This window comes from Stenotrophomonas sp. YJH_SMC_133 (assembly GCF_059370655.1).
The window spans coordinates 400,375-413,187 of the sequence record NZ_JCAFTW010000002.1 but is presented as its reverse complement, the minus strand read 5'-3'; the positions used below and the strand labels follow the sequence as shown (position 1 = coordinate 413,187).

The following is a 12,813-nucleotide window of genomic DNA, read 5'->3' as shown; positions in this document are numbered from 1 at the left end:
AGTGCTCGACTATGGACGGTCAAACGGGCATTTTTATGGTGGTTCATCCGGGCTCTTTGGGGTCTGGAGAGGTGTGGTAACCACCATTTTCCAAAGATGTCCCGGATGAACAACGTACAGAGAGATCACAGTTAGTCGACTATCGCGCGATCGCGCGGGATTTTCGGCGTCCGAATCAAGAGCAGTCGACTAACAGTCGACTCTACCCGTTTCCGCTTTGCGGAAACAGAAACGCGCCCCGTGGGGCGCGTTTCTGCAGCTGTCGCTGAAAAGAAGGCTTACGCCTTCTTTTCCGCTTCCAGCTGCTTGCGAATCTGCGCATCCACCGCTGCAATCGCGGTCATGTTCAGGATCCTGCGCGAGGTCGCGCTGGTGGTCAGGATGTGCACCGGCTTGTTCACGCCCATCAGGATCGGGCCGATCGCCACGCCGTCGGTGAACACACGCACCAGGTTGTAGGCGATGTTGGCCGCTTCCAGGTTCGGCAGCACGAACAGGTTGGCGCGGCCCTGCAGGGTCGAGCCCGGCAGCAGCTTCTGGCGCAGCGCTTCATCCCATGCGGTGTCGCCCTGCATTTCACCGTCCACGTTCAGACGCGGGTTGCGCTTGAGCAGCAGCTCGCGCACCTGGCGCATCTTCAGCGCGTCCTTGGAATCGTGGCTGCCGAAGTTGGAGTGCGACAGCAGCGCCACCTTCGGCTCGATGCCGAACAGCTTCATGCGGTAGGCCGCCTGCAGGGTCGCTTCGCACAGCTGCTCGGCGGTCGGGTCTTCCTGCACGTGGGTATCGACGAAGAAGAACACGCCCTGCTGGTTGATCACGCCGGTCATCGCAGAGGTCGAGGTGACCTTCGGCTCCAGCGGCAGCACGCTGCGCACGTAGCCCAGCTTCTTGTGGAAGCGGCCGACGATGCCGGTCAGCATCGCATCGGCTTCGCCACGGGCCACCATCACCGCTGCGATCAGGGTCGGGCGCGAACGCATCAGGTTCTTCGCCGCGGCCACGGTCACGCCACGGCGGCCGGTCAGGCCGTGGTAGTACTGCCAGTACTCGTTGAAGCGCGGGTCGTCGTTGATGTTGGTGACTTCAACGTTCTCGCCGATCTTCAGGCGCAGGCCGAGGCGCTCGATGCGCGATTCGATCACTTCCGGGCGGCCGATCAGGATCGGGTGCGCCAGGCCGTCATCGACCACGTTCTGCACCGCCTGCAGCACCACTTCCTCTTCGCCTTCGGCGTACACCACGCGCTGCTTGTCGCTGCGCGCGCGGTCGTAGACCGGCTTCATCATCAGGCTGGTGCGGTAGACGAACTGGGCCAGCTTGTCGCGGTAGGCGCCCATGTCGTCGATCGGGCGCGAGGCCACGCCCGAGTCCATCGCGGCCTGGGCCACGGCGGCCGACAGCTCCACCAGCAGGCGACGGTCGAACGGGCGCGGGATCAGGTATTCACGGCCGAAGCTCGGCGTCTCGCCACCATAGGCCGAGCCCATGTCGGTGGCGGCACGGCGTGCCAGCGCGGCGATGGCGCGCACGCAGGCGATCTTCATTTCCTCGTTGATCGCGGTCGCGCCCACGTCCAGCGCACCACGGAACAGGTACGGGAAGCACAGCACGTTGTTGACCTGGTTCGGGTAGTCCGAACGGCCGGTGCCGATGATCGCGTCCGGACGCGCGGCGCGCGCCACCTCCGGCATGATTTCCGGAGTCGGGTTGGCCAGCGCGAAGATCACCGGATCCGGCGCCATGGTCTTGACCATGTCGGCGGTCAGGATGCCCGGTGCCGACAGGCCCAGGAAGATGTCCGCGCCGTCGACGATCTCGGCCAGGGTGCGCTTGTCGGTGTCGCGCGCATAGCGCTGCTTTTCCGGGTCCAGGTCGGTACGACCGGTATGGATCACGCCCTCGCGGTCGAAGGCCAGGATGTTTTCCGGCTTCAGACCCAGCTGCACCAGCATGTTCACGCAGGAAATGCCAGCCGCGCCCATGCCCGTGGTCGCCAGCTTCACTTCCTCGATCTTCTTGCCGGTGATCGCCATGGCATTGAGCACCGCTGCGCCGACGATGATCGCCGTGCCGTGCTGGTCGTCATGGAACACCGGGATCTTCATGCGCTCGCGCAGCTTGCGCTCGACCACGAAGCACTCCGGCGCCTTGATGTCTTCCAGGTTGATGCCGCCGAAGGTCGGCTCCAGCGAGGCGATGATGTCGACCAGCTTGTCCGGGTCCGTCTCATCCACTTCGATGTCGAACACATCGATGCCGGCGAACTTCTGGAACAGCACGCCCTTGCCTTCCATCACCGGCTTGCCGGCCAGTGCGCCGATGTTGCCCAGGCCCAGCACGGCGGTGCCGTTGGAGATCACCGCCACCAGGTTGCCGCGCGCGGTCAGCTCGCTGGCCTGCTGCGGGTCGGCCTTGATCGCTTCACAGGCGTACGCCACGCCCGGCGAATACGCCAGCGACAGGTCGCGCTGGGTCAGCATGGGCTTGGTAGCGGAAACCTTGATCTTTCCCGGCGGGGACATCCGGTGGTAATCGAGGGCGGCCTGTTTGAAATCTTCGTTGGACATCGATGTGGGTTACATGAATGGGCAGAAGGGACAGGGGATGATACCCCCGTTGGAGCGTCTGGACCTGTCGCTATCCTGTCGCAGGCATGCTGCGACTGCACAATTCCGTGCCGTATGCGACGGTACCGGGATGCCAAGCATCGGCGCCCCCGATGACAGCCATGGGACGCCCTGAAACGCCGCGGGGCCGTACCACTGTCGTGATCGGCCCCGCGGTACCACACACCTGGGTCAGCCCTTGGCCGGCAGCGCCTCGGGCAGTGCGTCCACCGGCGGCGGCAGCTCGCTTTCGCGGCCATCCAGCGCCAGCTGCAGGCGGTTGCGGTCCAGCGCGCCTTCCCAGCGCGAAACCACCACGGTGGCCACCGCATTGCCGATGAAGTTGGTCAGCGAGCGGCATTCGCTCATGAAACGGTCCACGCCCAGGATCAGCGCCATGCCGGCCACCGGTACCTCCGGCACCACGGCAAGGGTGGCGGCCAGGGTGATGAAGCCGGCACCGGTGACGCCGGCCGCACCCTTGGAGCTGAGCATGGCAACCAGCAGCAGGGCGATCTGGTGGCCCAGGGTCAGTTCGGTGTTGGTGGCCTGGGCAATGAACAGTGCCGCCAGGGTCATGTAGATGTTGGTGCCGTCCAGGTTGAACGAGTAGCCGGTCGGGACCACCAGGCCCACCACCGACTTGCTGCAACCGGCGCGTTCCATCTTCTCCATCAGCGACGGCAGCGCCGACTCCGACGAGGAAGTGCCCAGCACCAGCAGCAGCTCGGCCTTCAGGTAGCGCGCCAGCTTGAACACCGAGAAGCCGCACAGTCGGCAGACCACACCGAGGATCACCGCCACGAACAGGAACGCGGTGAGGTAGAACGAGCCCACCAGCCACGCCAGGTTGACCAGCGAACCGACGCCGTACTTGCCGATGGTGAAGGCGATGGCGCCGAAGGCACCGATCGGGGCGGCCTTCATCAGGATGTGCACCAGCTTGAACACCGGGGCGACCAGCGCCTCCAGGAAGTTCAGGATCGGCTTGCCCTTCTCGCCCACCGAGGCCAGCGCGATGCCGAACAGCACCGCGATGAACAGCACCTGCAGGATGTTGCCGTCGACGAAGGCGCTCACCAGCGTCTTCGGAATGATGTCCATCAGGAAACCGACCAGGGTCAGGTCGTGCGACTTCTCGACGTAGCTGTGCACCGCGGTCTGGTCCAGCTCGGCCGGGTTGATGTTCATGCCGGCGCCGGGCTGCACCACGTGCGCCACGATCATGCCCACGATCAGTGCCAGCGTGGAGAAGAACAGGAAGTACGCCATCGCCTTGGCGAACACCCGGCCCACCGTGCGCAGGTGGGTCATGCTGGCGATGCCGGTGACGATGGTGAGGAAGATCACCGGCGCGATGATCATCTTCACCAGGTTGATGAAGGCATCGCCGAGCGGCTTCATCTTCTCGCCGATCAGCGGTTCGTAGTGGCCGAGGATGGCGCCCAGGACGATCGCCACGATCACCTGGAAATACAGCTGGCGATAGATCGGCAACGGCTTTGCAGGCGCCGGGGCTGCGGTCGGGATGTGCATGGCGGACTCCGGAAGTGGCGTTTTCAGGCACGTACGGCCCCGGGACAGCGCGGGAACCGTTACCGTGGAAACTGATCGCAGGCCCTGTGCTGCATGCGCAGGAGGTGCGACCAATGGACGCCTTTGTACGCGCCGGGCACGCCGGCGCAGATAACCTATTGGTACTAGCCCCCCGGTTCAGGTGGCGGCGATGCCTACACTGGCGCCGCACCGCCCGATCCTGGGGAGGCCGGTGGCCCGTGCTGAACGGCCGGGCGCGTCATTGCGAAAGTTTCGGCCCCTGCGGCCGTTGTTGTCCTGTCCACACGCAATCTGAGAGAGCCGCACCCAACATGCGCCCGATTCCCACCTTGCTGGCCCTGTCGCTGGCCGCGCTTCCCGCCTTCGCTTCGGCTGCCGATTTCGACAACTGGCCGACCAAGTACGCCTTCGGCGACGGCACCGAGTTGGCCGCTACCGCCAACATCGCCTACGACTACAACGATTTCTCCTCGGGCAGCGGCCTGGAGGACGACGACGCCGTGCGCCGCAAGGAGTTCGGTGCGACGCTGAAGAAGAAGGGCGTCTACGACGCGATGGTCTACTACGACTTCCAGTCCGATACCTGGCTGGACGTGTTCGTGCGCTTCGAGAGCAAGGCCTTCTTCGGCCGCGACATCGGTCGCTTCCGCTTCGGCTACATGAAGACGCCGGTCGGCCTGGATGCGAACACCTCTTCGCGCGCCGGCAGCTTCCTGGAAACCGCACTGCCCGTGCAGGCCTTCTACGAAGGCCGCCGCACCGGCGTGGAATGGGTGCTGGAGCGTCCGCAGTACCTGCTGCAGGCCGGCGCCTATGGCGGCAAGGACCTGCAGGGTGACAACCCCGGGACCACCCAGGCAGTACGTGCGGTGTGGACCCCGGTGAAGGCGCCCGGTGACGTGATCCACCTGGGACTGGCCTACTCGCAGGAAAATCCGCGCGGTTACAGCGATGGCCGTGACGTGCACCACGAGGCCAGCGCGCGCCTTCGCGCACGCCCGGAAGCCGGCCTGACCGACATCCGCTACGTCGATTCCGGCGCCCTGGTCACCGCCGACCAGATCCGCCGCACCGGCCTGGAAGGCATCTGGATCCGCGGCCCGTTCTCGCTGCAGGCCGAAGCCCTGCGCGCCACGGTCACCCGCCATGACGGCAAGCCCGACTACACCGGCAGCGGCCAGTACGCGATGGCCAGCTGGGTGCTGACCGGCGAGTCGCGCCCGTACAACGCAGGTGCCGTGGCCAACATCAAGCCGGCGCACGACTACGGCGCGGTGGAACTGGTGGCCCGTTACAGCCGCATGGACCTGGACGATGGCAGCATCCTGGGTGGCCGCCAGCACGACCTGACCCTGGGCGCGAACTGGTACCTGACCAGCCACTTCAAGTTCCAGGCCAACTACGTGAAGGTCGACGCCAGCCGTCGCGGTGTGCACAGCACGCCGGAGATCTTCGAGCTGCGCGCGCAGATGCACTTCTGACCCCTTCCACGTCAGATCCCGGCGGGCGTGCACGTCACGCCCGCCGGCCCTGCGTAGACTGCCGCCATGTACTGGCTCAGCCGCCACCGGATGCTGTTGCTGACCATCCTGGTGATGGTCGGAGGCACCGTGCTTTGTGCGGTCGCCGCCGGCCACTACGCCTGGCGGCGCGCCCTCGGCGAGGAAAGCAGCCAGGTGCAACGCCAGCTGCAGCTGTACGGCCAGGGCCTGCAGCAGCGCATCGACCGCTTCGGCACGTTGCCGCAGGTACTGGCGCTGGATCCGGATCTGCTGCACGCCCTGCGTGTGCCGCCCTCGCCCACCGAACAGCAGCGGCTGAACCTCAAGCTGCAACGCGCCAATGAAGTCACCCGTGCCTCGACCCTGACCCTGGTCGGCCACGACGGCGTGGCAGTGGCGGCCAGCAACTGGGACCAGCCGACCAGCAACGTCGGCGAGAACTACAGCTACCGCCCCTACTACCGGCAGGCACTGGCGCAGGGCCGCGGCCGCTTCTACGGCATCGGCATGACCACCGGCGTACCCGGCTACTACCTGTCGCAGGCCATCGAGGAAGATGGCAAGCGGCTCGGCGTGGTGGTGATCAAGGTCGAGCTGTCGGCGCTGGAACAGGAATGGTTGAGCAGCCCGGACGTGGTGCTGGCCAGCGACGACCATGACGTGGTGTTCCTGGCCAACCGTGACAGCTGGCGCTACCGCCTGCTGCGCCCGCTGGGCGCCGATGAGCGCCGCGAAATGCTGGACGCCCGCCAATACGCCGACCGCGCATTGCAGCCATTGCGCGCGCGTACTGAAGACGTGCTTGCCGATGGTGGCCGCATGGTGCGCCTGCTCGATCCCGCACTGCCGCAGCCGATGCTGTGGCAAAGCCTACCGCTGCCCGCCGAAGGCTGGAACCTGCATCTGCTGCACGACGCCAGCGCCGCCACCGCCGCCGGTCGCGCGGCCGCCCTCACCGGCGGTGCCGCGTGGCTGGCGCTGGGCTTCCTGGTGCTGTTCGTGCAGCAGCGCCGACGCCTGGCCAAGCATCGCCTGCGCAGCCGCCGCGAACTGGAAACCCTGCTCAAGCAGCACGCACAGGAACTGCGCACCGCACAGGATGGCCTGCTGCAGGCGGCCACCGACGCCGACAGCGGACTCAGCCGCAGCCTCGAACACCTGCCGCAGGGCGTGGTGGTGATCGACCGCGAACTGCGCCTGGTCGCGTGGAACTCGCGCTACCTGGAACTGTTCCGTTTCCCACAGGATCTGGTTCGCGTCGGCCGGCCGATCGAGGAACTGTTCCGCTTCAACGCACGCCGTGGCCTGCTCGGTCCGGGCCCCGTCGATGAAGCAATCGAGCGCCGCCTGAACCACCTGCGCAGCGGCCGCCCGCACATGCGCGAGAGCGAGAAGGACGACGGCACGGTGCTGGAGATCCGTGGCAATCCGCTGCCTGACGGCGGCTTCGTCACCAGCTATGCCGACATCACCAGCTACAAGAACGCCGCGCGCGAACTGCGCTCGTTGGCCGATGCGCTGGAGCACCGCATCGCCGAGCGCACCCATGATCTGGAAGAAGCACGCCGCGAAGCCGAGCAGGCCAACCGCTACAAGACCCGTTTCGTTGCCTCGGCCGTGCACGACCTGCTGCAGCCCCTCAACGCGGCGCGCATGTTCGTCTCGGTGCTGCGCGGCAAGCTGAGTGACCCGGCGCAGCAACAGACCAGCGACCACATCGATGCTGCATTGGCCGCGCAGGATGCGATCCTCAACAGCCTGCTGGATATCGCGCGCCTGGAATCGGGCAGCCTGCCCACGCGCGTACAGGCGTTCCGGCTCGGGCCTTTGCTGCAGACGCTGGCACGCGAGTTCGGCATCGCCGCGCAGCCACGTGGGCTGGTGGTCGATTGGGTCGATACCGCTGCGGTGGTGGTCAGCGATGAAGCGCTGCTGCGCCGCATCCTGCAGAACTTCCTGTCCAACGCATTGCGCTACAGCGAACGTGGCCGCGTGCTGCTCGGCTGCCGTCGCCGCGAAGGCCTGCTGTGGATCGAAGTTCACGACCAGGGCCCCGGCATTCCCGATGCACTGCAGGGCGAGATCTTCGAGGAGTTCCGCCGCCTGCACGACGGCCAGCAGCGCGGCGCCGGCCTTGGCCTGGCAATCGTCGACCGCATCGGTCGGCTGCTCGGCCACCCGATCCGCCTGCGCTCGCAGCTGGGCCAGGGCAGCGTGTTCGCGGTGGGCGTGCCGTTCGGCGAAGCCAGCGCGATTCCCGCTACTGCTCCTGTGCCGGTGCTGGTGCAGGAACCGGCCGCGGACAATCCGCTGCGCGGTCGCCGGGTGTGGGTGATCGACGACGATCCGCACGTCTGCGCCGCCAGCCGCGCGCTGCTGGAGCGCTGGGGCTGCGAGGTGGCGCTGGCCGACGGCCCGCAGGCGGCGCTGCAGCTGGCGGCAACAGGCGCGGTGCCGGAGCTGGTGCTGCTGGATGTGCGCATGGGCGATCACCACGGGCCGGTGCTGTACGAGACGCTGGCCGAGTTGTGGCAAGCGCGCCCGCCGGTGGTGCTGGTCACCGCCGAGCGCGATGCGGGATTGCGTGAGATGGCCGGCGAGCGCGGTTGGGGAATGATGGCCAAGCCGGTGAAGCCGCCGGCGCTGCGGGCGTTGATGAGCCAGTTGTTGATCCGGCATCGCGGGTAGTTTCCAGCCAATGGCGCAGCCCCTCGTGGGTGGTCGCACAAAGCAGTTCATCGGTGGGACCGGGCAGATGGGCTGCACAGGGGCCGCTGCAAGTACGTCCCTGTAAGCTCGGTCGCCGCATCCATGCGGCTCACGCCCCTGTGCAGCCCATCTGCCCGGCCACGGACACGTTCCGTGCGCGTCCACCCTCGGAGAAGAAAAAAGATCAAAAGCGGGTCGCGCGCTGCGCTTGCTCGTGTAGAGCCGAGCCCATGCTCGGCCTCACGGACGGGCCGGAAAGCAGCCGAGCGTGGGCTCGGCTCTACGAAAAATGGCCTGCCAGGCTGCCTTTGCTTTTGATCTTCTTTTCTCTTCCGTGGGTGACAGGCCACCGAAATCTGTCAGAGGTCGGTCGGGTTGGGTGCGCGGGGGTGTCAGCCGCATGGGCCCGAGGCATGCCTCGGGCGGGTTGGGCAGGACGCCCAACCCGGGTCTTGCCGTGTGCGCAGGACAGCGCACACGAGCAAGCGGCTGCCAAGCCTCCAGGGGCGGATTCACGGCGTCCCCCGCGCACCCAACCCGACTGGCCCGCTCGCAGCTTCTGCTTTCAGCGACCAACCCAAACCCACCCACGAGGGGCTGCGCCGTTGGCTGGAAACTACAACCCGATGCCGGCGTCGCCCTCAGGCTCCAGCGCCTTCACCAGCACCGCTGCCTGCGTGCGGCTATGGCATTCGAGCTTCTTCAGGATCGCGGTGACATGCACCTTCACCGTGTTCTCGGCCAACCCCAGCGTATAGGCAATCTGCTTGTTGAGCAGGCCATCGGCCAGGCACAGCAGCACGCGGAACTGCTGCGGGGTCAGCTGGGCCAGGCGGCTGGCCAGCAGTGCATCGGCCTCCGAACGCTCGGCGGCCATCGCCGGGAACCACAGGCCACCATCGAGCACCGCCTGCACGGCCTCGCCGATGGTCTCGGCCGGGGCCGACTTCGGAATGAAGCCGGCCGCGCCGAACTGCTGGGCACGGCGGATCACCCGTGGGTGGTCGTTGGACGAGAGGATCACCACCGGGATGTCCGGATGCGAGCCGCGCACGTGCAGCAGCGCGGAGAAACCGTGCGCGCCGGGCATGGTCAGGTCCAGCAGCACCAGGTCCACGTCCGGGTACGCGTCGAGTGCTTCGGCCAATGCCTCGGCGCTGGCGACCTCGCGCACCTGCGCCAGCGGCAGGCTCTGCCGCAATGACTGCACCACCGCCGAACGCAGCAGCGGGTGGTCATCGGCGATCAGGATGGTGTATTCGCTCATGCCGCCATTGTACGGGCAGGCCGGAGCCTCAGCGCCCTGCCGGCTCCACGCTGCTGCGCCAGGCATCCAGGAACTGGCGGCGCTTGAGCGCGTCCAGGTACACCAGCAGGCCCGGGCCGAGCTGGATCGGGCGGCGGCTGCGGCCGGGCGCATCGTCGCCACCTGCGTTGCCGGTCACGATCGGCATCAGCCGTGCCTCGCGCGACAGCACCTGCTGGCCACGTGGTGACAACAGGTAGTCGAGGAAGCGCCGGGCTTCTTCCGGGTGTGGGCCGGTACGTGGAATCACCGCGGTACGCAGCACCACCAGCGTGTAGTCCTCGGGCTCCACGATCGCCAGCGGCGCACCCGCGTCGATGCGCGCCTGCGCGTAGGAGCCGAGCACGTTGTAGACCAGCGACAGCTGTCCGCTGGCGACCTTGTCCAGCAGCACGCCGGTGCGCTCCTCGCGCACCACGTCGTTGTCGCCCAGCGCGCCCAGCAACGCGCCGGCGATGCTGCCACGCTGCGCATCCTGGGTAGACAACAGGTAGCCGACACTGCTGCGCTCGATGTCATAGGTACCGACCCTGCCGCGCAGCGGTGCCCCCTCCGCGCGCAACCGGTCCAGCAGTTGCCGACGCGTGTGCGGCACCTTCGCAGCCGGCAGTGCGCGGGTGTTGTAGACCATCACCACCGGCTCGTAGCTGATGCCGAAGGCCTCGTTGCGCCACTGCGCCCAGGCCGGCAGCGCAGCGGTCTGCGCCGAACGATGCGGCAGCGCGTGGCCGTCGTTGACCAGCTTGGTCTGCAGGTCCATGCCGCTGGAGATCAGCAGGTCCGGCGATGCCGGTCCGCCGCGGTCGTGCAGGTACCGCGCGTACAGGTCCTGGGTGATGATGTCCTCGTACACCACCTCAGTGCCGGGGTGCAGCCGCTGGTAGTCGGCAATCACTACCGCGAACACTTCGATGTCGGTGGTGCCGTGGATGCGCAGCTGCGCAGTGGCCTTTGCCTGGGCCGGGAAGCGGCGCACGTCGCCCGGTGCCGCAAGCACCGGCAGGGCCAGCAGCAAGGCAACGGCAGCAGCGAACAGGCGGATCATGGAGTGCTCCGGGGCAGGCGGATGGTGGCGACCAGCCCGCCCTGCGGACGGTTGCTGAGGTCGATGCGACCGCCATGGCTGTCGACCACGCGCTTGACGATGGCCAGGCCAAGCCCGGCGCCGCCGGACGGCGCGCCTTCGCCACGGGCGAAGCGCTCGAACACGCGTTCGGCATCGGCGGCGGCAATGCCGGCACCGTGGTCGGCGATGGTCAGCACGGCCTGCCCGCCTTCCACGGTCAATGCGATCTGCAACGGCCCATCACCACCGTACTTCAACGCGTTGTCGACCAGGTTCTTGATCGCCTCGCGCAACAGCAGCGCATCGCCATGTACCTGTACCGGCTCGGCGGTCATCGCCAGTTGTACGCGCGGTGCCGGGCCGGCCTGCGGCAGTGCTTCATGCAGGGCCTGGTGCACGGTCTCGGCCAGGTCCACCGCTGCAAAGCGCTGCAGATGCGAGCGATGGATCACGCTGGCATCGCTGAGCAGCTGGTTCAGCAACCGACTCATGTGGGTGGCATTGCGTTCGATCGCCTGCAGGCTGCGCCGCATGTCCTCGGGGTCGTCGTCATCCAGCGCCAGCTGTGCCTGCGCGCGCAGGGCAGCCAACGGCGTACGCATCTGGTGCGCGGCCTCGGCCATGAACGCGCGCAAGGTCTCGTTGCTGCTGGACAGTCGTTCCATGAAGCGGTTCAACGCCGCCACCATCTGGTCCATCTCACGCGGCACGCGCGCATCCAGCGGCTTCAGGTCGGATGGCTCGCGGCGCGACAGCTCGCGTTCCACCCGCACCAATGGCCGGAACGCGCGATGCACGCCAAAGGCCACCAGCGCCAGCAGCAGCCCGGACAGCACACCGATCGCCAGCAATGCACGGTTGACCATGTCCTGCGCGACCGCTTCGCGCGCACGCCGGGTCTGGCCGACCTGCACCTGTACTTCCCCCTGCGCCGAGGCGGCGGCGAAACTGCGGCCGACCACCACGAAGCGCACGGTCTCGCCGCTGTACGCCGCATCAAACAGCTGCGGTTGCGTGCCGGGCCGTCGCGGCGGCGCCGGCAGGTCGCCGTAGCCGGTGATCAGGTTGCCGCGGCTGTCGGCGACCCGATAGAACACGCGGTCTTCCGGGGCCATCGCCAGCAGGTCCAGCGCGGCATAGGGCAGATCGACCTGCCATTGGCCATCGACCAGGGCCACCGAATCGGCAATGGACAACGCCGAGGACACCAGCAGGTGATCGTAGGAACGGTTGGCGGCGCGCTGACCATACCCGCGCGCCGCAAACAGCAGGGCCACCGCGAACACCGCCAGCAACGCGCCGAGGTAGAGCAGCAGCGTGCGCCGCAGCGAGCCCGGTGCGGCATTCGCGGTACGCGCGTCAGCCATCGGCGTCGGCGCTGTCATCACTGGTTTCCAGCAGGTAGCCAACGCCGCGCACCGTGGTGATGCGCAGCGGTGCGCCTGCCAGCTTTTTTCTCAGGCGCCCCACATACAGCTCGATGGCATTCGGGCCGGCTTCGTCGTCGAAGCCGAACAGGCCGTTGCCGATTTCGTCCTTGCCGACCACCTGGCCGAGGCGGCCGACCAGGATCTCCAGCAGCCGGTACTCGCGGTTGGGCAGTTCGATCGGTTCACCGTCGAGACTGACCCGGTGCGCGGCGTTATCGAACTGGAAGCCGCCGATCTGCACCACTTCGCTGGCCTGCCCACGCGCACGCCGCAGCAGCACGCGGCAGCGTGCTTCGAACTCGCGGAAATCGAACGGTTTGCCCAGGTAGTCATCGGCGCCGACATCCAGCGCCTGCACGCGGTCTTCGATGCCATCGCGCGCGGTCAGCATCAGCACCGGCGTGCTGTCGCCGCGCTCGCGCATGCCGGCCAGCACGCGCAGGCCATCGAGCTTGGGCAGGCCGATATCCAGCACCACCAGGTCGAAGCTCTGGTAGCGCAGCACGCTGGCCGCCGCCAGGCCATCGGCCTGCCAGTCCACGGCATGCCCACTGCGGCGCATGCGGCGGATGATCGCATCGGCCAGATCCGGGTTGTCTTCGACCAGCAGCAGGCGCATGGGCACGGGGGTGGG

The 12,813-nt window shown here is 67.2% G+C and carries 8 protein-coding genes; 2 read left to right on the top strand and 6 right to left on the bottom strand.

Annotated features, from left to right (window positions below; translation table 11 throughout):
* Positions 1-278: 278 nt before the first annotated feature.
* Together AC5P78_RS04415 and AC5P78_RS04410 are read right to left on the bottom strand one after the other, a co-directional pair.
* Complete coding sequence (locus tag AC5P78_RS04415; protein WP_053461346.1) at positions 279-2,570, bottom strand: NADP-dependent malic enzyme; 2,292 nt, start codon at positions 2,568-2,570, stop codon at positions 279-281.
* 231 nt (positions 2,571-2,801) lie between these two features.
* Entirely contained in the window at positions 2,802-4,145 is a 1,344-nt protein-coding gene (locus AC5P78_RS04410; RefSeq protein ID WP_005410972.1) for a dicarboxylate/amino acid:cation symporter, read from the bottom strand.
* A gap of 332 nt (positions 4,146-4,477) precedes the next feature.
* Between AC5P78_RS04410 and AC5P78_RS04405 the strand changes: the two genes are divergently transcribed.
* Both AC5P78_RS04405 and AC5P78_RS04400 read left to right on the top strand, forming a co-directional pair.
* On the top strand, positions 4,478-5,647 hold the full coding sequence (locus AC5P78_RS04405; RefSeq protein WP_005414426.1) for an OprO/OprP family phosphate-selective porin: 1,170 nt from the start codon (positions 4,478-4,480) through the stop codon (positions 5,645-5,647).
* A 66-nt stretch (positions 5,648-5,713) separates the two neighbouring features.
* Positions 5,714-8,356 (top strand): hybrid sensor histidine kinase/response regulator, encoded by a 2,643-nt coding sequence (locus tag AC5P78_RS04400; protein WP_087802431.1) that lies wholly within the window; start codon positions 5,714-5,716, stop codon positions 8,354-8,356.
* 637 nt (positions 8,357-8,993) lie between these two features.
* Here the strand turns inward: AC5P78_RS04400 and AC5P78_RS04395 are convergent.
* From AC5P78_RS04395 to AC5P78_RS04380, 4 genes are read right to left on the bottom strand one after another with little or no spacing between them, the layout of a single operon-like run.
* Positions 8,994-9,644, bottom strand: coding sequence for a response regulator (locus AC5P78_RS04395; RefSeq protein ID WP_012481215.1), 651 nt, complete (start codon positions 9,642-9,644; stop codon positions 8,994-8,996).
* A 28-nt stretch (positions 9,645-9,672) separates the two neighbouring features.
* Positions 9,673-10,728: an ABC transporter substrate-binding protein gene (locus tag AC5P78_RS04390; protein ID WP_012481216.1), complete on the bottom strand. Its 1,056-nt coding sequence runs from the start codon at positions 10,726-10,728 to the stop codon at positions 9,673-9,675.
* Positions 10,725-12,116: a sensor histidine kinase gene (locus AC5P78_RS04385; RefSeq protein ID WP_005414430.1), complete on the bottom strand. Its 1,392-nt coding sequence runs from the start codon at positions 12,114-12,116 to the stop codon at positions 10,725-10,727. The genes AC5P78_RS04390 and AC5P78_RS04385 overlap by 4 nt, the downstream gene beginning before the upstream one ends.
* A complete protein-coding gene (locus AC5P78_RS04380) occupies positions 12,109-12,798 on the bottom strand; it encodes a response regulator (RefSeq protein WP_087802437.1) in 690 nt (229 codons plus the stop codon). Before AC5P78_RS04380 ends, AC5P78_RS04385 begins: the two co-directional genes overlap by 8 nt.
* Between the last annotated feature and the right edge of the window lie 15 nt (positions 12,799-12,813).

Excerpts from the sequence above, each read along its gene's own strand:
- AC5P78_RS04400 (WP_087802431.1), top strand. The coding sequence starts at position 5,714 with ATGTACTGGCTCAGCCGCCACCGGATGCTGTTGCTGACCATCCTGGTG.
- AC5P78_RS04390 (WP_012481216.1), bottom strand. The coding sequence starts at position 10,728 with ATGATCCGCCTGTTCGCTGCTGCCGTTGCCTTGCTGCTGGCCCTGCCG.
- AC5P78_RS04380 (WP_087802437.1), bottom strand. The coding sequence starts at position 12,798 with ATGCGCCTGCTGCTGGTCGAAGACAACCCGGATCTGGCCGATGCGATC.
- AC5P78_RS04395 (WP_012481215.1), bottom strand. The coding sequence starts at position 9,644 with ATGAGCGAATACACCATCCTGATCGCCGATGACCACCCGCTGCTGCGT.
- AC5P78_RS04385 (WP_005414430.1), bottom strand. The coding sequence starts at position 12,116 with ATGGCTGACGCGCGTACCGCGAATGCCGCACCGGGCTCGCTGCGGCGC.
- AC5P78_RS04415 (WP_053461346.1), bottom strand. The coding sequence starts at position 2,570 with ATGTCCAACGAAGATTTCAAACAGGCCGCCCTCGATTACCACCGGATG.
- AC5P78_RS04405 (WP_005414426.1), top strand. The coding sequence starts at position 4,478 with ATGCGCCCGATTCCCACCTTGCTGGCCCTGTCGCTGGCCGCGCTTCCC.
- AC5P78_RS04410 (WP_005410972.1), bottom strand. The coding sequence starts at position 4,145 with ATGCACATCCCGACCGCAGCCCCGGCGCCTGCAAAGCCGTTGCCGATC.